Raw genomic sequence first — 18,976 nt, 5'->3', positions numbered from 1 at the left:
GAGGAACCATGCTCGATTTAGCCATCATCATCGTCAACTACAATACATGCGCGCTGCTACGTGACTGCCTGAACTCCGTCTTTGCCAGCGAGGGCGATACTTCATACCGGGTGTGCGTGGTTGACAACGCGTCAGCGGATGGCAGTGTGGACATGGTGCGCCGCGAGTTCCCGCAGGTTGATCTGATCGCCAGCCCGGTGAATGGCGGCTATCCCTACGGCAACAACGTCGGCCTGCGTCACCTGGGGTTTCATGACCAGGCAACCGACGGCGTCAGCATGGCGCCACGCTTTGCTCTTCTGCTCAACCCTGACACCATCGTCCCGCCAACTGCGCTGGCTGACATGCTGGCCTTTTGCGAGGCGCGGCCTGACTGTGGCGTGGCCGGGCCAAAACTCCTGCGGCCGGATGGCAGCCTTGACCTGGCCTGCCGGCGCTCGTTCCCCACACCGGCCGTTTCGTTCTATCGCATGGTGGGCCTCAGCAAACTCTTCCCTCGCAGCCCGCACTTTGGCCGCTACAACCTGACCTACCTCAGCCCCGATGTCGTCACCGAGCTTGATTCTGTCGTGGGCGCGTTCATGCTGGTGCGCGGCGCGGCGATCGCCCAGGTGGGCCTGCTGGACGAAACGTTTTTCATGTATGGCGAGGACCTTGACTGGGCCTTTCGGATCAAAGAGGCGGGTTGGAAGGTGTGGTACAATCCGGCGGTGACCGTCCTGCACTATAAAGAAGCAGCCAGCCAACACAGCGACAAGGCACGCCATGAATTTTATCGCGCCATGGCCATCTTCTACCGCAAGCACTATGCGGCGCAGACCGCCTGGCCCATACATATCCTGGTGCTCGGGGGAATAACGCTGCGTGGCGCCCTGGCTATGGCCGGACGCAGATTCAAGGCCTGGCGCCAACGTCGCCCACACGCGGCCCGCACGTCGGAACAGGCAGGAGCATAACAGGTGGGAGCGCTAGGAGCATCAGGAACGTTGGGAGCATCAGGAACACAATGAAGCGTTCACAGTTCACGCTGGTCGTGGTGATGATCACCATGGACACCTTAATGACCATAGTGGCCTTCTTGTTGGCCCACCGTCTGCGCATGGCCATCGCGGGGGATAGCGTCGGCCCCGTAGTCAACTATCTGCCCATCCTGCCACTGCAAATCGCCAGCATCCTGATCGTTTTTCTCATGCAGCGGCTCTACTACCGGCGTCACAACGCGCCTTACCTGGACGAATTCTACACCCTCTTTGGCGCCGTTTCCATTGCGACGCTGATGAGCGTCGCGTTTACCTCGCTCCTCTTCCGCGATCAGATTGACTACCATCGCTGGATGATGATCTATCTGTGGGCTTTGACCCTGCTCCTCGTCACCCTGGGCCGCATCCTGGTGACACGCGCCCTGCGCCTATTGCAGGCGCGTGGCATCGGTCAAGGCCGGGTCCTCCTGATCGGAACCGGGGATGCGGGGCGCATGATCCTGCAAAAGATTCTACACACGCCCAACCTGGGCTATCACATCGTCGGCGTGGTGGATTCCAACGTCAGCGCCGCGCCCGTGGAGGCAGTGCCGCTGTTGGGCACACCGGCCGACATTCCACAGATCATCGAAGACTATCGCGTGGATGAGGTGATTGTGGCGTTGCCCGAAGCCAGTCATCAGGAAATCCTGGGCATTGTCTCGATGTGTGAGCGCGAAAAAGTGAGTATCCGGGTCTTCCCCGATGTCTTCCAGATCATGGCCAATGAGGTCAGTATCAGCGACTTTGGTGGCCTGCCGCTCTTGACCGTGCGCGATGTGGCGCTGCGCGGTTGGAAATTGGCGCTCAAACGCACGGTTGACGTTGTCGGCGCCAGCTTGACGTTGCTCTTTATTTCGCCCGTGATGATGTTGACCGCTCTGCTCATCAAGCTGGAATCGCCCGGCCCGGTGTTCTATGTGCAGGAGCGCATGGGCCTGGATGCCAAACCGTTCCCCATGCTCAAGTTCCGCTCCATGCGCGCCGATGCCGAGACCAATGGCCCAGGGTGGACGGTGAAGAACGACCCGCGCCGCACCCGCTTTGGGGCGATCATCCGGCGCATCTCGCTCGATGAGCTGCCGCAGTTCATCAATGTCCTGGTCGGCGACATGAGCCTGGTTGGTCCACGACCGGAGCGGCCGGTGTATGTGGAGCAGTTCCGTCAGCGCATCCCGCGCTACATGGACCGCCACCGTGAGAAGGCCGGCCTCACCGGTTGGGCGCAAGTCAACGGCCTGCGCGGGGATACGTCCGTGGTGGAGCGCACCAAGTACGACGTCTGGTATATCGAAAATTGGTCACTGGCGTTGGACTTCAAGATCATGATCCAGACGGTTCTCAATGCCGCGCGTCGCAACAACAACGCCTATTGAGCCTGGAACGCGACCAAAATAAAAAGCGAGGCGCACCGATTTGGGTGCGCCTCGCTCTTTAGGTTGATGAAGCGGCTCGCTCGACGTTGTCTCAGGTCGGTAAATGCTCAATACTCGACGAACTTGGGCAGTTCCTTAGCCTGGTTGACCCAGTCCTGTACCATCTGCTGGGTGGGAGTGCGACCCACCAATTTCTTGGCCGCGTTCACTTCCAGCAGCTTGGCAAACAGGTTGTCTGCTCGACGAGTAGCCAGTTCTTTGACGGTGTCCACACCAGCCTCTTCGAGCAAATTGGAGTAGGCAGAGCCAATACCCCGGATACGAGCCAGGTCCGCGCGATTCACCAATTCCAAAATATACTTGGGATCCGCACCGGTCTTGCTGGCCAATTCCTTGCGGCCGACCAGCGTACGACCAACATCCAGCAGTTGGTCACTATCCTTCATTCCATGCTCACGCAGGCTGCTATGCAGGTCAGTCGTAATACCACGTAACTCTGTCATGCGCACTTTCATTGTCTCATTTCCTCCCGTCTGTCAGTTTATGGGTGAGGCAGCAGCGGCCAGTTTGGGGACGGCATCGCGTTGGGCGTCGTCTCGCTCACCCTGGTTCTTCACGCTCACTGGTGATGAGAAGCCGAATTCTGCGTCACCAGGTCCATCAACTCACCCATGTTTGTTGGTTTCTTTACCGTTTCAAGGTTTGCTCCCAACTGCTGGGCGTTGCACGATGATAGCCAAAGCACCTTTCAATCCATATTACATCCGATAGGGGGCATCTTCATGCTGCAGATGGATGCGCGCATCGCTGGTCGTTTTGCGGGTATCTTTTCAATAATCCGGGGTAGGGGCATGGCCTTGCGCCTGCCCGCGTGGGCGACCGCAAGGGTGCGCCCCTACTGACTCCCGGGCCAGAGATGTTGCTCCTACGAACCCTCAGGGCTGTGACGCTGAACGTGAGGCTGATGACGTGCTCACGGGCGCTGCCGCCCGCCCGCGGCCAAAGCGGCGCCGATTACGCCGGCGCCCACTCTGTCCCGCACTGTCGCCATCGCGACCGTTGGTGTAGCGGCCATAGTAGTAATAGTTGTAGTAGTAGTAGCCGGCCCCACGGGTGGGTACGCGGTTGAGCAGCACGCCGATGACCCGTGCTTTGACCTGTCCCAGGCTGGCCAGGGCACGCCGCGCCACCTCGCGTCGCGTGTGCGCCGCATCCAGAACCAACAGCACGCCGTCGGTGTGGGTCGAGAGGATGGCGGCGTCGGCCAGGGCAACCACCGGCGGCGTGTCCAGAATAACCATGTCGGCATGTGCATTCAAGGCGGCGATCAGGTCCTTCATGCGTGATGATCCCAGCAATTCCGCCGGATTGGGCGGTAGCGGGCCGGCCGTCAAAACGCGCAACCCGGGAATCTGGGTCTCTTGCAGCAAACCTTCGACAGAGGGGTGATCGGCCAGCAGGGCGCTGGTCACACCCACGTTGTTGGTGAGATTGAACACGCGATGCAGCCGAGGGCGGTGCAGGTCGGCATCCACCAGGATGACCTGTCGCCCGGCACGGGCCACGGCCGCGGCCAGGTTGGCCGAGGTCATGGATTTGCCTTCGGACGGCGCCGGGCTGGTGACCATCAAGGTGTGCAGGGGGCGGTCCACAGAGGCGAATTGCAGGTTGGTGCGCAGCACACGGTAGGCCTCGGTGGTGGCGGAATGATCGTTGATGAGGGGAGCCAATTCATTGCCGGGAGTAACCTCATCCATGACTGGCACCGCGCCTAGCGTGGTTAGCCCCAGGGTCTTCTGCACCATATCCGGGCTTTTGAAGGTGTCATCCAGGTATTCGAGCAGGTAGGCGGCAGCGGCAGCCATCACAAAGCCAACGGCGGCGGCCAAGAGGATGATGATGAGGCGATCAGGCCCGATCGGTAAGTTCGGGGGCTGGGCCGCCTCGATCACGCTCAGTTGGTTGAGCGCACCGCGCTGGGTGTTGGCCAACAGCGCGGCGTAGTTGGACTGCAACGAATTGAGTTTCTGCTGCAGGCCCGTGATCTGGGCCTGGGTGTCAGCAATCTGACGGGCGCTGAAGAGGCCGCCCAGTTCTTCTTGCTTCTTGGCAACATCCTGCTGCGTATCGGTGATCTTGACCTGGAGGTCATCCAACTGATTGTTGATGAAAGCCTGGCGGTCCTGTGTTGTCTGATCAGAGGCGGTGGGTGTCTGCAAAATCAGTTGCTTGGCCAATTCATTGGCGACGGCCGCGGCCCGTTCGGGGTTGGAGTCTGTGACCACAATCTCCATGAGCTGTGTGTTGGGAACCACACGCACCCCGTAGTCGGGGACCGACTTGATGTTGAGGGCCTTGGCCGTTGCGCGGCGTACCGTGCTGCGCTTGGCAATATCCGTGTATGTCGTAGCCAGTTGCTGCGTCAGGAAAAACTCGTTGCCGCTCGGGTTTGGGTTCTCGATGGCGCGACCAACGAGCAACGTGACCCGTGCCTGATAAATCGGCGCCTGGCGGCTGGTGATCAGATAGCTGGCAGCAACGGCAATCACCGTCGCTGCCAACAACAGCCACCACCAGCGACGCAAGGGGAGCAGGTACTCTTTCAGTTCCACAATGATGCCTCACAGCCAAAACAGATGGGCACTAAACCGACAAAACCCCCCCCCCAACCCCCACAAAAAAAAACACGGTTGGCGCCCCCCAAAACCTGGCCTTTTTCCCATAAGGTCTATTATACAGCAAACCCGGCATTTGTGCCATTGCTGACAGGATTACTTGAGCCAAATTGGGTCCCAATCCTGGTAGGGAGAGCTAATCATAACTCGTTGATTGCTGCCGTCGGCGTTCATGATCCACAACTGGCGCCGCCCCGTGTCGCGATTCGACCAGAAGACGATTTGGTTGCCATCAGGCGACCACGACGGGTGCTTGTCCCATTCCCAACTGTTGATGGTCAGCCGCTTCAGGTCGGTGCCATCCACATTGATGACGAAAATTTCGTCATTGCCCGGATTCTGCGAGACGAACGCAAGCCGATCGCCACGTGGGGAAAAGGCCGGATCGAAGCTCCAACCGCTGCCGTTGGTAATTTGACGTGTCGTGTTGAACTCGTTGTCCTGCACATGGACCTGCGGCACGCCCACCGTATCGTTCTGTACGAAAGCCCGGTAGCGGCCGCTGACCGAGCGCATTTCGTTACGTTGAGCCGCGTTGAAGGGCCAGCCCTGGGTCACCCAGACCAGGCGGTTCACCGAGAGGTCAATCATATAGTACTCGGTGACCTCCTGGCGATCGCTGCGGAAGAGGATGTTGCCAATCATCGCGCGAGGCAATGTAGCCGGCGCCGTAGGAGTCGCCGTGGCCTGAGGGGTGGGCGTCACGCGATCAAGGTAAACCAACAGTGGCAGCGGCGTCGGCGTGATCGGAATGTAGGGCAGGGGGGTGTAGGTGCCGGTGGTCACCGCGACCGCAGTCGCCTGGGCCGCCCGGTAGACAGCAGTCGCGCCGTTGATTGGCGTGCCGGTTGAGGTGGCGATCAGCGGCTGCGGGGTGAACGGGGTAATGGTGGCAAGGACCACACTGTACGGGAACGGAGTGGGGGTGCCGTTGGCGCGTGCGTTGGCCGTGGCCGCCACGATTTGCGCGGCGGCCGTGAGGACGTTTTCAGGAACCACGGTAGGCCGCACGATGATGGGGGTAATGGCGTTGGTCGGAATTGGCGTCAGGGTACCGGTGATGATGGTCACCGCGGTGGCATAGGCGGCCTGATAGGTGGCGGTGGCGCCGTTGGCCGCGACCGATGTGCTGATGACAACCGGCGGCAAGCCTTGCAGGGCAGCCTGCGCCTGGGCGGTGGCCTGGTTGCGCGGCGTAGGCGTGGGCGTCACCAAATTGTAGGGGGTCGGGGTGTTCGTGCCCACCGTGGTCGCCACATAGGTGGCGGTGAGGGCATTGGCCGCCACCGTGAAGATGTTGGCCGGCGTGGGCGGCAGGGTCACGACGATGAAGTTGCGCGTGGCGGCGGGCGGCGGCGTGGCCGGCGCTGAAGCCAGGCTGAGCACCATCTGCGGGCCGTTGCCGGTTGAGGCAGGGCCGCTGCCTGAATCCCAGGCAAAGAGAGAGTTGGCGCCGCCGGCCGGCCCCAGGATGCGCACAATGACCGATGTGGTGCCATTGATGACCTGCTGGCTCAACCAGGTCTGGGCGCCGCTATCCAGTTCCCAACTGTTGACTTGGGCGGTTTTCAGGTCGGCGGCATCGAGGGTGGGAAACAGGCTCACAGGTGCTGATGCATTGAAAATAGTCTGAAAATCGGCACGCGGCAGGTCACGAATGGTGTCGCCGCTCAGAAGTTGTACCGACCAGGCGCCGCCCGCTGTGGCGTCGAAGCGCTGTTCATTCAACCCAACGAGGCGCAGGGTGGCCTGGCGAATGGGTGCGCCGCGGGGCATGCGCGTCAGGTCGAAGCGGATGGCCGCGATGAAGACCTGGCTATCGAAGAAGCCTGCATAGAGGAACGAATCGCCGAGGTGGTTGCCCCGTTCTTCGCTGCTCACCCACCAGCCGGCCTCACCAGGCTGCGCCGGTATGGTCAGCACCTGGCCCCCCGCTTCGGGCGTTGGCGTAAAGAAACGGGTGGGGGTCGCACGGTCGGCCGCCGGCGTTGCCGCATCCGGGGCGGGCGTTGCCGTCGGTGCGACGGCCGCGGTCGTCTCACGGGTCGGCTCCGTGCTTGCAATCACAACAACCGCCGTGGGCGTTGCGTTTGGAAAGAGCGAGTCTCGAACGTATACGCCCGCAACAGCCAACACGACCACCGCAATGGCGGCCAGCAAGAAGGTACGCGCAGGAAAAGGTCTATTGGTCATAAAAATCTTGTCAATTGAAGTGGATAACGCATTTCGAGCGTTTCGTGTGAGTATACTAAAAAATAGTGGATACGCCAAACCGGCAGTGACGCCTGACGAGGGCGCCGGCGGTGGGGGGCAGCCGCTGTTTTCATGCTCAGTAGGCGCCGCGACTGCGCAGCACGGCGGGCGGCGTCTGCACGAAGAGAATCTGCAGATCGCGCCAGATAGAATAGGTGCGAATGTAGTGCATGTCCAGGCGCACGCGTTCTTCGTACGACACGTCCGAGCGCCCGGATACCTGCCACAGGCCGGTGATGCCCGGTTTGACGGTCAGCAGGTTGAGCTTGAGGCGGCCATATTCGTCGCCCTCCTCCGCCGTGATCATACGGGGGCCGACCAGGCTCATCTGCCCCAGCAGAACGTTGAACAACTGCGGTAGTTCATCGAGGCTGAAACGGCGCAACCAACGCCCCACCCGCGTGATGCGTGGATCGTGCTTGAGTTTGTGCTTGGCCTTCAACTCGACAACCAGTTGAGGATAGCGCGCCAGAACCTCCTCCCCATTCACAACCATGGTACGGAACTTGAAGGCATCGAACGCTTTGCCGCCCATGCCCAGGACACGACGCCGGTGCAGCACCGGGCCAGGGGAATCGAGTTTGACGGCCAACGCCAGAACAGCCATCACCGGCGCCGCCGCCAGCATCGTGATGAGTGCCAGGACGTAGTCGAGCGCCGTCTTGATAACCACTTCGAATGGGTCCAGACGCAGGCGATTGAGACTGATGAGAGGGACGAAACCCCAGGTGCGAACCTTGACGCCCGTGGTCAACACCTCGAAGAGGCCGGACGACAGGTGTAGCTCGGTGTGGGGTAAGGTAGCCAGGTCCTCGTGCAGGTCGAGCAGTTGCTCGCGGTGCAGCGCGGTGGTGGCGACGATCACTTCCTGGATGTCCAGGCGCCGGGCAATGTCCGCAAGCTCATCAATGCTGCCGAGCAGAGGGGCAATCTGGGAGCACTCACGCTGCCGGTTCTCGCCATCACGCGCCACGTCGCTGTCAACGAAGCCAACGATCTGGACACCCGAACTGGCGCTGTGGCGCAGGGTCTGGCCCAGGGCCAGTGCTTCGCTGTTGATGCCGACGATGACGGCGGGCGAGACGAAGAACCCCCAATGCCGCAGTCCATAGGCCACCCGACGCAAGGCAAAGCGCGCGGCGCAGACCAGGAGGAAAGAGAGGAGCCAGGCCGCCAGCAGCCAGGCGCGGGCCACAACGAACTTAGGCTCGAAAAAACTGAAGAGCACGATCGTCATGACGCCGATGGTACACGCATTGAAGGCATGCGCATATTCCGCCGTGCCGCCAAGCAGAAAATGAAAATCGTACAGTCTCGACAGGGCGAAGATCGCAAGCCAGATGGGAATCAGAATCAGCACCAGGCGCGTGTAGAAGGACTCCGCCGGCATGATCTCCGGCGCCAGGGTGAACTGCAGATCGAAACGGACAATATACGCCAGGTAGAAGGCCAGGGCCAGCATCAGGGCGTCGGCCGCGACCAGGGTCATGCGAAACAACGAACGAGCCAACGGGCGTCGCACGTGGGAGATGGTCAAAGCGGACGACAGGGTTGACGTTACACGAGTCATAGAACGCTCCTCGATGACACGGGGATATGCCGGGCGACCGAAGGGGCGGCAGCTTCAATCGCGGCGCCGTTGGCGGATCAGCTCGGCGTAAATCGCCTCAAGCTGCGCGGCCACGTCGCTCCAGTCATGATATTGTTCGACATAGGCGCGCCCCGCCTGTGCCAACTCGGCCTGGCGGGCCGGATCAGCGAGCAGGGCCACAATGGCCGCGGCCATGTCGGGAGCAGAATCGGCCACGATGAGGGCTTGCGCCGGTTGACCTGCCAACGCCGAGACGGCCTGGCGGCTGGCAATCACCGGGGCGCCGCAAGCCAGCGCCTCCAATACTTTGTTCTGAATACCGGCCCCATACAGCACCGGCGCGACCGCCAGGGTTGCGCGCTGCAAGTAGGGCCGTACATCGGGGACTTCGCCGGTCACGGTGATGTGCGCAGGGTTCGCAGCCGCCAACTGGCATAAACGGGAAGGCGGGTCTTTGCCTACAATCCACACCATCGTGTCTGGCCGCCGGCGCCACACCAGGGGCATGATGTCCTGCAACAGATGCAGAGCCGCGGTCACATTGGCATGATAGCTCATCTTGCCCGACAGGACGACGGTAGCGGCGTCGCGCCTTACCTCATCCGGGCGAAAATAGGCCAGATCAACGCCATTCGGGAGAACAGTCAGCGGGTTGGCAGGGTCGAATGATGTCAATCCGGCCAGCTCGGCGAAAGCCTGCCGATCCACCGGGGAAGTGACCAGCACTCGCTGGAATTGGCGCACGAGCCAGCCCTCATAGCGACGGGTGCGCCCCAATTCCAAGCGTGTCAACCAACGGCTGCGACGACTGCGGCTGTGCTGGCTGGCCTGCTGAAAGAGATGCGCGATGCTGTCTACGGCATCCCAGACCAACGGCGTCCCGGCCTGATCTGCGGCCAGGGGCCTGAGCGAAAGTCCATAGCGGGCGCCGCGCAGGTGTTCGCTGTGAATGACATCGGTCTTGGCTGTTGCCATGTGCGCCCGCAGCGCCTGGGCCAACTGCGGCTGCCAGCAGTAGCTGGCCTGCATCGGGATGCCGGTGGGGACCGCCAGCAGGCTATTCCACGCGGCCCGCGTCTTCGACAGCGGCGCCGCCATCACCTCGACGCCAAGCTGCTGCCAGTCGGCCAACGCAGCCCGTTCCCCTTCCGATTCCCACAGTGTCGCCAGGGTGACACGGTGGCCGCGGGCGACGAGGCCGCGGAGCAGATGATAGGGCCGCGTGCGGATCGGCGTCGGTGTGTAAGGAACGATGTAAAGGATGTAAAGGATGTGCATCATGGCCTGGATTGGGAACGACGCGCGATCAGCGACTGCAAGCGTAACAGGGCTGGGCTGGCGAAGATGAGCAGGACCCCATCCACGGGCAGGCGGTAGCGTACTAACGCCCAGGAGAGCAAGTGTACCACGGTGTACACCCCCACAAATAGCCACAATAGAGACCAACGTCGCCAGTCACGGGCGGTCAACCACAGACCGACGCTGATGAAAGGAAGCGCCAACCCAAATGATAGCACACGTACAAGATTACTCAGCAAGCTAGATTCAGATTCAGGCCAGAACATGAAAAATGTGCGCAAACGACTCAGCGAAAGGAGTATATAGCGCCCGGGGTCTTGCACGACAAAGCCCAGGCCGCGGCGCAAGAGAGCCGAGTCGAGGGCGGCTTCATCGAGTTGACGCAGCTCTGCCGGAATCAGACGCTCATAGGGCGCCTTACCGGGCAGAATGGCGACAAACTGCGTGCCGTAGATGGGATGATTGGCCCAGAAGAAGGCGTAACCGGCGTTGGTGTTCAGGGGGACGAAATGACCAAACGCCCGATAGTTGCGCACGGTCCAGGGCAGGATGAGCAGGAGCACGACCGCCAGCGCCAGCAGGCTACCGCGCAAACGGGCGCCGAGGCCGGGCGGCGCCGCGACTTCCGCTGGAACAAAGCCGCGGCGGCCCGGCGCCAGCCAAAGCCACAGAAAGAGGACGGGGACGAAGACCAGAAAAATCTGGCGCAAGAGCACCGTCACGCCCACGGCCAGCCCCAGCAGCGCCCATTGTTGCTTGCGCCAGTCGCCATGCGCCAGGGTCAGGCCACGATCGAGCGTCCAGAGAATGGCGGTGATGTAGAAGGACTCGGTCATCAACGCGGCGCTGTAATAGGCGAAGTAGCCATAAACGGCCGACCAGGCGGCCGCCGCCAAGCCCACGGCGGCGCCGCCAACGCGTCGCCCAACCCGGAAGGTCAACCAGGGCCACAGCAGGCCAACGATGAGGGCCTGAATGAGCCGCGCGGCCAGTGGCTTGACGCCAAACACGGCGTAGACCGCGGCCAGATAGAGGGTGTACAGGTAGGACCAATGGGCTGTCGGTTCGTTGGCGCGGGTCACCGGCCACCAGTCGGTGGGCATGGTGAAGCCGTGGCCGTCGAGCACGCGCTGCGCCAGGGTGTGATACGAAATCTGGTCCACGATACCCGGCAGCCCTTCGACCCGGTTGCCCATGACCAGCACCGCGGCCAGGCGCAGCGCCAGCGAGGCGAGCAGGACGAAGAGGAAGAGGCGGGTGGAGATCGGAGATCGGAGATCGGAGATTGGGGATTGGGGATTGGAGATTGGGGATTGGGGAGTGGAGAGTGGAGATTGTTGGTTCATGGTAGCGAGTTCGATCCCTGCGTCCTTGCGTCTCTGCGTCCTTGCGTTGAAAAAGTCACGCTGGGTAGATGGCGTCGAGCAGGGTGTATTCGCGGCGCCAGTCGTAGCGGGCAGCCAGGAGGCGACGGCCGTTGGCGGCCAGGGCATCGCCCTGCGCCGGGTCTTGCAAGAGCTGCACGGCGGCCGCGGCCAGGGCGGCGGGCGTGTCGGCCACCAGCAGGTCACGGCCCGGCGTCACCTCGATGCCTTCGCAGCCGATCGTGGTCGAGATCACCGGCAGGCCCCATTGCAGCGCCTCCACGATCTTGACCCGCATGCCGCCGCCGGAGCGCAACGGCACGATCAGGGCGGCGCTGGCGGCCAGGAAGGGCTGCGGGTCGGTCACGTAGCCGGGCACGATGACGGCGCCGTCCGGAGCGGTAGCCGAATCGCGGGCGCTGGCCGCCGCCTGCAGGTCGGCCGGGGGCCGTGCGCCCACAATGAAGAGCTGGGCTTGCGGCGCCTGTTGGCGCACCAGCGGCCAGACTTCGCGCAGAAACCAGCGCGCCCCATCGGCGTTGGGCGGCCAATGCAAACCGCCGAGCAGGAGTAATCCTCGCGCGGCCGGCTGGCGCTTCAAGGGCGGCGCGGCGGAGTCCACGCAGATGGGCATGGTCCAGCGCTGCGGCGGCGCCGCCGGGTCGGACGGCAGAAGGGTCTCGATGGCGGCCCGATCTTCTGGCGTAACGGTCAGGAGATGATCGAAGCGGCGATAGCATTCACCTTCGGCCCGCGCCATCAGGCGGGCCTCACGGCGCAAAAAAAGGCGCAGGGCCGGGTTGCGGGTTGCCGCGGCCATGCGCTGAGGGATCAGATAGTAGGCGTTGTGGGCATCCAGGACCAGACGCGGCGCACGCGCATGCGCGACGCGGCTCGCCTGCCAGGCGTAGTCGGCCATAGCCAGTTGGTCGGCGTGAATCGCATCAAACGGCTCTGCCTGCACCAGTTGCTGCAAGAGCTGATGCATGGCGCGGCGCTCATCGCGCAGCAGGGTGTAGGGCTGCCCACTGACCAGGCTGCGCGCCAAGCTGCGGGCTTCGCCGGCCAGGCTGCGCGTCATCGGCACAGTGTGGACCGCGTGGCAAACCGTGCGTAGATGGGCCAGCGCGGCCGGCGGATCGCTGGCACGGCTGAAGGAGACGAGGGTCACGCGGTGACGCGCCGCCAGGTAACGCAGCACGAAATAGGCGCGCACCTTCGCGCCAGAGTCCAGGGGATAGGGCAGAATTTGCGTCAGGAAAAGGATGTGCATTTTAGTGTTTCTGCGCGCGCCAGGCCAAAGCAGCCAAGCCAAAGGTGGTCGTGCTGTAGAGGTAGTAAAGCAGATGCAGCGGCACAAAAGCCAGGGCAAAGCCGAAGCCGCGCTGACGCCACAGGAAGCGATAGAGCGACCGGTTGAGCCAGATCACGCCGGCGCAGGCGCCCAGGCCGGTCAGCCAGGCCGGCGGGGCGATTTGCTGCGCAAACGCCGGTGGGGACGCGGGCCGGCGGCGAGCGCGCAGCCATGCCCCGGCCACGCTGCCCACGATGCCCCAGGTCAGCAGTGCGCTGACACGTTGCGATGTGTGACTATTGAGGTCGTTGGGCAGCCGCCGTCGCTCCAAAGCGAGCCAGGCCCACGGCCAGGCGCGGTCACGCACATCGGAACGCAGCAGAGAGAGCATCGTCCAGCGCTTGATGTGCGTGACCAGCAGCCCTTTGTCCAGGCGAATCGGGTAGCCGGCCGCAGTCAAGCGATAGCCCAGCTCGATGTCCTCGATGCTGGGCCGCCGATAGCGCTGCTCGTCGAACCCGCCGACCGCCTGCCAGGCCGGCCGGCGGATGGCGCCGCAGCCGGCCCAAAAGGTCGTGGCGTCAGGCCTGGCTTGCTGATGGGTGAAGTGGTGCAGCAGGTTCTTGGCCTGCGACACAAAGTTGGTGGCCAGGGGACGATCGTCGTATGAGCCAAAGATGGCCGCGACCGTCGTTTCGTTCTGAAAGGTGGCGGCCAGACGTGACAGGGTCTCCGGTCGCAAAACCACATCGGCGTCCAGAAAGAGCAAAATGTCGCCCTGGCTGACGGCCGCGCCGCGGTTGCGCGCCGTCGCCGGGCCGTGCGGCGCGCCCGTCAGGCCCACCCGTTGCACCGCGAACGCCTGGCAGACGGCCGCGGTGTCATCGGTGGAGGCGTCATCCACCACGATGCATTCGAGGGCGGGGTAGATGGAGCGCTGCAGGGCCGGCAGACTGTGACGCAAATAGCCGGCCGCGTTGTGCGCGGGCACGATCACCGAGATGGTCATGCCGCCTGATTCGAGGTGCGACAGCGGTAAGACGGGAATCGTAGGAATCATGGGAATCAAAGGCCGGGCAGCAGGCGCAGCACCTGGCCGTAACCATGCAGCATCGGGCGGGCCTGCGATCGCTCGGCCGGATTGCGCAGCCAGCGCAGGCTCCAGAGGCCGAGGCGCACCAGGATCGCCAGGGCGAAGATCAGCTTGAGCAGCAGCACCCGCCCGCGGCCGCCGGTGTGCTGCCGCCCGTTTCTATAAAAGCGGGTGTAGCTGCGGTAGAGATGGGGCAGATTGCGCGCCGGCGCCTGGCGCATGCTGTGCTGACCCGCGTGCGTGATCCAAAGCTGCGGGTGATAGACGATGTCCCAGCCGGCCCGCTGCGCACGGCGGCACCAATCGGTTTCTTCCAGGAAGAGAAAGTAGCCGGCATCGAGCGGTCCCACCTGCTCCCAGGCGCGGCCGCGGATGAGGAGGCAGGCGCCCAGGAGATGATCCACCGACCGCGGCGCGCCCAGTTCGGCGGCCTGAAATTCGCTGCGCTGAGCCAGGGGCAGCCACGGCAGCTTCCACAGGTAGAGCGCGTCGGTAAGGGCCATGCCCAGGTCAGGGTAGCCGCGCCAGCAGGAGCGCTGCGGGCTGCCATCCAGGTTGCGCAACTGCGGCCCCAGCGCGCCCACCGCAGGATGCTCATCCGCGTAGGCCACCAGGCGCCGCAGCATGTCCGGCGGAACCTCGGTGTCCGGGTTCAGCAGCAGGAGGTAGCGGCTGTCGGTCTGGCCGGCCGCCTGGTTGTTGGCCGCGGCAAAGCCCAGGTTGGCGGTGTTGGCAATCAGATGCACCTGCGGAAAGGCGCGGGCCACCGCCTCCACCGTGCCATCGGTCGAGGCATTGTCCACCACCCAGGTTTCCACGTCCAGCCCCGCCGCGCCGGCCGGCAGGCTGGCCAGACAGCGCAGCAGCCAGTCGCGCGCGTTCCAGCCCACGATGATGATCGCCAGGTCAGCCGACATGGCTCGAACTCCGACTCAAACCTCGATGCCTTCCAGCGCCGGATCCCAGGCGGGTAAACGCAGGTACTTCGCCAGGTGACGCCAACGGATATTGCCCAGGTCGGCCGCCCAGACCGCGGCAAATTGCCCGACATACTGGCGCACGAGCGATTCAACCTGCGCGCTGCGCGCGCCCGCGCCGGCCACCAGCGGCGGACGAAAATCAATCGTCACCTGGCCGCCCGGCTGCAGTGAAACGAACACCGGAATGGCGGCCGCGCCCGTGTTGAGCGCCATCTCCGCAAAGCCGATGCCGAAGCTGCGCTGACGGCCATGAAAAGGCACGACGACGTGGCGCGGGGTCTGATAGCCGTCGGCCGCCACATGAAAGACGCCGCCCTGTTTGAGGATGCGTTGCGCCTCCAACAACTGTCGCGCGAAGCGTGTGCTCTGCGTTCCCCGCGCGCCATCCTCGGCGTTTTCAGGGGAAATCGCTCCGCCGAGTTGCAGGCGGTCGGCAAAACTGGTCAGTCCCACCTCCAGCAGGCGGCGCTTGCCGCCAACGAGCATCATGTCGGTGATGCCCTGGCGTTCGAGCAGGGCCATGGGTAGCGCGTTGTAAATCGAATGGGAATGCAGGAGGATGACGCCGCGCCCCGCCGCGTGAGCCTGCGTCAGATGCTCCAACCCGCGCACCGACACCCAGCGGTCGAACTCAGCGGCCGGTGCGGCGAGCAGCGTGCTCAGCCGCCAGTGCGACCAGGTGTTGCAGATCAGGCTGTGGCGCACAATGGCCGCGACAGACGCCGGCTGCCCCATCGCGGCCAGCGTCTGCTGCACCAGGCGCACCTGCGGCCAGTAGAAGGCCCGCTGCGCCCAGCCCTGGCCGCAGAACCAGGCCAGAAACGCGCTGCCCTGGCTGTAGGGCAGCGTTGCGCCGGCCAGGCGCCGGCCGCCGCGCCGGAGACTGCGCTTGAGCAGTTGGCTGCTCCGCCTGATTCGACCTGTTCCCCAGGCGAGGGGGGACGGCGTTCTGCGCAAAGGCTGGGCGGGAGTCAGGCCGGCGGGCGCAGCCGGTTGCGGCGACGCGGGCGCCGGGGAAGACGGCGTAGCCGTTGGCGCCAGGCTGGCGCGCAATGAGGCCGCCAGCGCAGCCACCGTCAGGTTGTCAACCTGTGCGCTGACAGCGTCGGTTTGACCGAACTGTTCTTCGATGAGCAGATTCAGCTCGACCACACCCAGCGAATCGCCGCCCCGCGCAAAGAAATTGTCCCCTACTCCCACCGTCGGCGTCTTCAGCACCTGGCGGAAGATGGCGACCAACTGCGCTTCCAGTTCATCGGCCGGGGCAGACGCGGCTTCCTCCGCCTCCGCATCCAGCTTCCAATCGGCCACGGCCTCGAACTCAGCGGCCAGGTAGGCGGCGCGCGTGGCCTGGCGCTGCAGCTTACCGCTGGAAGTCTTGGGCACCATGCCCCGCTTCACCAGTTGGATGCCATGCACCGCAACGCCGTGCTGTTCCGCAATGGCGCGGCGGATGGCATCCAGCGCCTCGTCCTGGTCGGTCGCCGGGTCGAAGCCGCGCTCCACCTCCTGCACCACCACCAACTGCTCGCTGCCGTCCACGTTCACCGCAATGGCCGCGCCGCCATCGGTGCGCAGCTTGGGATGGCTGCGCTGCACGGTCCATTCGATGTCCTGCGGGTAGTAGTTCTGCCCGCGGATGATGATGATGTCCTTGATGCGGCCGGCGATATACACCTCGCCCTCCCACACAAAGCCCAGGTCGCCGCCGCGCAGGAACGGGCCTTCGTGAGTGTCGGCCAGGTAGGCGCGGAAGGTCCCTTCGGTTTCCTGCGGTCGCTGCCAGTAGCCGGCCGCCACGCTGCCCCCTGCAATCCAGATCTCGCCGACCTCATCCGCGGCGCAGCGCGTGGCGTTGGCCGGGTTCACGATCTCGGCGCACACATCATCCGAGACGCGGCCGCAACTGACCAGCTTGAGCGCGTCGGCAGCCTGGCTCACCACCACCTGACCGCGGCTCAGCGCCTCCGCATCCACCGCCAGATAGCGGGGAACATCGCTTGCACGGCGAACCGTGGTAGCCAGGGTCGCCTCAGCCATGCCATAAGCGGGATAGAAGGAATCGAAATCGAAACCGCAAGGCGCAAAGGCCTCGGCAAAATTGGTCAGCGTTTCCCAGCGAATTGGCTCCGCGCCGCAAGAAGCAAAACACCAGGTTTTCAGATCGAGTGCGGGAAGAGGCCCTTCGGTCGCCTTTTTGGTCAGCAGTTCGTAGGCAAAGTTGGGCGCGCCGCTGTGCGTCCCTCCGTAGCGGGTAATGGCCTGCAGCCAGCGCAGCGGTCGCTTGAGAAACGCCGTGGAAGACATCAGGTAGCAGACTCCGCCTGAGTACAGCGGCTGCAGCAGGCCGTTGACCAGGCCAAAATCATGATGATGCGGCAGCCAGCTCACGACAACGCTGTCCTGCCCATAACCACCGATGCGCCCGATGTAATCGCATTGGTGCGCGAGGTTGGCATGGGTCATCATCACCCCTTTGGGGCTGGCCGTGGAGCCGGAGGTGTATTGCAGATAGGCCAGCGCGTCGGGCGCCACCCTGATGTTCGCGGCATCGCCTGGCTCGTCCGCGCTCAGCGCATCGGTGGCCAGCCAGGGAATCGTGCGCAGTGCGGGCAGCTCGTTGGCCGCGCCTTCGATCTGCGACACGATGTTCGTCAGGGTGAGTACCGCCGATGCCTGCGCATCGTCCACGATGGACTGCAAGCGCGCCAGCGAGTTCTTCAGGGTCAGCGTGCCGAGCAGAGGCGCGGGCACGGCAATGACACCGGCGTAGAGACAGCCAAAGAACGCGCTGATGAACTCCAGACCGGCCGGGTAGAGCAACAGGACACGCGCGCCGGCCGGCAGCGTGCGGCGCAGATGGGCCGCAATGGCCCGCGCCGATGCGTCGAGTTGGCGGCAGGTGAGGGTGACGGTCGGCCTTTCCCCTTCATGCAAGAAGGTGTAGGTCACGCGCGCCGGCTCCTGCGCTGCGCGCTGCTGCAGGATGTCCACGAGGGTGGGCAGGGCCGCAGCCGCGCCGTGTCCGGCAGAGATCGGTGCTTCGAGGTCGGTCTTCATGTTGAAAATTCCAGGGAGGGATCATGGGACAGTTGCTCCGCTAACTGCTGTTCGCGGGCCAGACGCTGCTGCAAACGCACGCGCCCGGCGGGGGAGGGAGTCACAAAACGCAGGATGCGCCAGGTCAGGCCGCGAGCAGCGGCCACCAGGCGGAACAGGGTGCGCAAACGCCCGGCCGCGGCTGGCCCGTAGGCGCGTTCGAAGAAGCGCACCTTGCTGGCGTACAGTTGCGCGTAGCTCGCCGCGCCGCGCTGACGGCTGCTGGCGCCGCCGTGATGAATGACCTTCACCGCGGGCAGGTACCAGACCTGCCAGTTGTGTCGCCACAGACGCCAGCACCAGTCGGTCTCTTCGCTGTACATGAAATAACCAGCGTCCAGCCCGCCCACCTGGTCAATGGCTTCACGCCTGACGAGGAGCGCCGCGCCGGCCACCCAATCCACCGGGTGGCTGGGTTCGTTGATCCGCGGCCGCGGGCTGGGCGCGTAGGGGCCGCTGAGCCAGCGCGCCAGGCGGGTGATGAGGAGAAATTCACTGACGAGGGTGGGGAAGCGGGCGTAGGAGGCCTGGAAGCTGCCATCCGGGTTGACCAGGGTCGGGGCCACCACCCCGGCCTGCGGATGTTGTTCCATGAAACGGACCAGTGCGCTGAGTGCGCCAGGGGTCACTTCGGTGTCGCTGTTGAGCAGAAGCACGTAACGTCCGCGGCACAGGGCCAGCGCCTGATTGTTGGCCGCGGCAAAGCCCACATTGGTGGGGTTCTCGATCAGGTGGACGTGGGGAAAATCGCGACGCACCATCGCCGTGCTGTCGTCGCGGGAAGCGTTGTCAACCACCACGATCTCGTGGTCTCCGTCCGGCGGATAGGTGCGCAGAGAGGTCAGGCAGGCGGCCAACAGATCGCGCGTGTTCCAGGAGATGATGACAATCGAAAGCATCGGCCCGGCCGCCTAGTCTGAGGACAGACGCATC

Annotated in this window: 13 protein-coding genes; 2 read left to right on the top strand and 11 right to left on the bottom strand. The window is 63.9% G+C overall.

The features are described 5' to 3' along the window. The first annotated feature begins 8 nt into the window (after window positions 1-8). Window positions 9-956, top strand: a complete 948-nt coding sequence (locus tag IPM84_14330; GenBank protein MBK9093918.1) for a glycosyltransferase family 2 protein — start codon at window positions 9-11, stop codon at window positions 954-956. Window positions 957-1,006: 50 nt separating this feature from the next. Then, on the top strand, window positions 1,007-2,395 hold the full coding sequence (locus IPM84_14325) for an undecaprenyl-phosphate glucose phosphotransferase (protein ID MBK9093917.1): 1,389 nt from the start codon (window positions 1,007-1,009) through the stop codon (window positions 2,393-2,395). 107 nt (window positions 2,396-2,502) lie between these two features. Here IPM84_14325 and IPM84_14320 read toward each other — a convergent pair whose 3' ends face one another. The 11 genes from IPM84_14320 to IPM84_14270 all read right to left on the bottom strand — a co-directional run bounded on the left by IPM84_14320 (window position 2,503) and on the right by IPM84_14270 (window position 18,942). Further along, window positions 2,503-2,910, bottom strand: a complete 408-nt coding sequence (locus tag IPM84_14320; GenBank protein MBK9093916.1) for a DUF4332 domain-containing protein — start codon at window positions 2,908-2,910, stop codon at window positions 2,503-2,505. A 420-nt stretch (window positions 2,911-3,330) separates the two neighbouring features. Beyond that, on the bottom strand, window positions 3,331-5,007 hold the full coding sequence (locus IPM84_14315; protein ID MBK9093915.1) for a polysaccharide biosynthesis tyrosine autokinase: 1,677 nt from the start codon (window positions 5,005-5,007) through the stop codon (window positions 3,331-3,333). 159 nt (window positions 5,008-5,166) lie between these two features. Further along, window positions 5,167-7,263 (bottom strand): PD40 domain-containing protein, encoded by a 2,097-nt coding sequence (locus IPM84_14310; protein ID MBK9093914.1) that lies wholly within the window; start codon window positions 7,261-7,263, stop codon window positions 5,167-5,169. 136 nt (window positions 7,264-7,399) lie between these two features. Continuing rightward, on the bottom strand, window positions 7,400-8,812 hold the full coding sequence (locus IPM84_14305) for a sugar transferase (protein MBK9093913.1): 1,413 nt from the start codon (window positions 8,810-8,812) through the stop codon (window positions 7,400-7,402). Window positions 8,813-8,947: 135 nt separating this feature from the next. After that, a complete protein-coding gene (locus IPM84_14300; protein ID MBK9093912.1) occupies window positions 8,948-10,195 on the bottom strand; it encodes a glycosyltransferase in 1,248 nt (415 codons plus the stop codon). Next, window positions 10,192-11,559, bottom strand: a complete 1,368-nt coding sequence (locus IPM84_14295) for a glycosyltransferase family 39 protein (protein ID MBK9093911.1) — start codon at window positions 11,557-11,559, stop codon at window positions 10,192-10,194. The genes IPM84_14300 and IPM84_14295 overlap by 4 nt, the downstream gene beginning before the upstream one ends. A gap of 55 nt (window positions 11,560-11,614) precedes the next feature. Further along, window positions 11,615-12,850: a glycosyltransferase gene (locus IPM84_14290; GenBank protein ID MBK9093910.1), complete on the bottom strand. Its 1,236-nt coding sequence runs from the start codon at window positions 12,848-12,850 to the stop codon at window positions 11,615-11,617. Between the two features lies 1 nt (window position 12,851). After that, window positions 12,852-13,880, bottom strand: a complete 1,029-nt coding sequence (locus tag IPM84_14285) for a glycosyltransferase (GenBank protein ID MBK9093909.1) — start codon at window positions 13,878-13,880, stop codon at window positions 12,852-12,854. A 56-nt stretch (window positions 13,881-13,936) separates the two neighbouring features. After that, window positions 13,937-14,881 (bottom strand): glycosyltransferase family 2 protein, encoded by a 945-nt coding sequence (locus tag IPM84_14280; GenBank protein ID MBK9093908.1) that lies wholly within the window; start codon window positions 14,879-14,881, stop codon window positions 13,937-13,939. A gap of 15 nt (window positions 14,882-14,896) precedes the next feature. Further along, complete coding sequence (locus IPM84_14275; protein MBK9093907.1) at window positions 14,897-18,004, bottom strand: AMP-binding protein; 3,108 nt, start codon at window positions 18,002-18,004, stop codon at window positions 14,897-14,899. Then, the gene (locus tag IPM84_14270) at window positions 18,001-18,942 is read right to left on the bottom strand and encodes a glycosyltransferase family 2 protein (protein MBK9093906.1); all 942 of its coding nucleotides are present in this window, start codon (window positions 18,940-18,942) and stop codon (window positions 18,001-18,003) included. Before IPM84_14270 ends, IPM84_14275 begins: the two co-directional genes overlap by 4 nt. Between the last annotated feature and the right edge of the window lie 34 nt (window positions 18,943-18,976).

This window comes from Candidatus Amarolinea dominans, assembly GCA_016719785.1.
Taxonomy (GTDB): Bacteria; Chloroflexota; Anaerolineae; order SSC4; family Amarolineaceae; genus Amarolinea; species Amarolinea dominans.
Note: the sequence above shows the minus strand (reverse complement) of the source record. Positions and strands in the feature narration are given on the sequence as shown.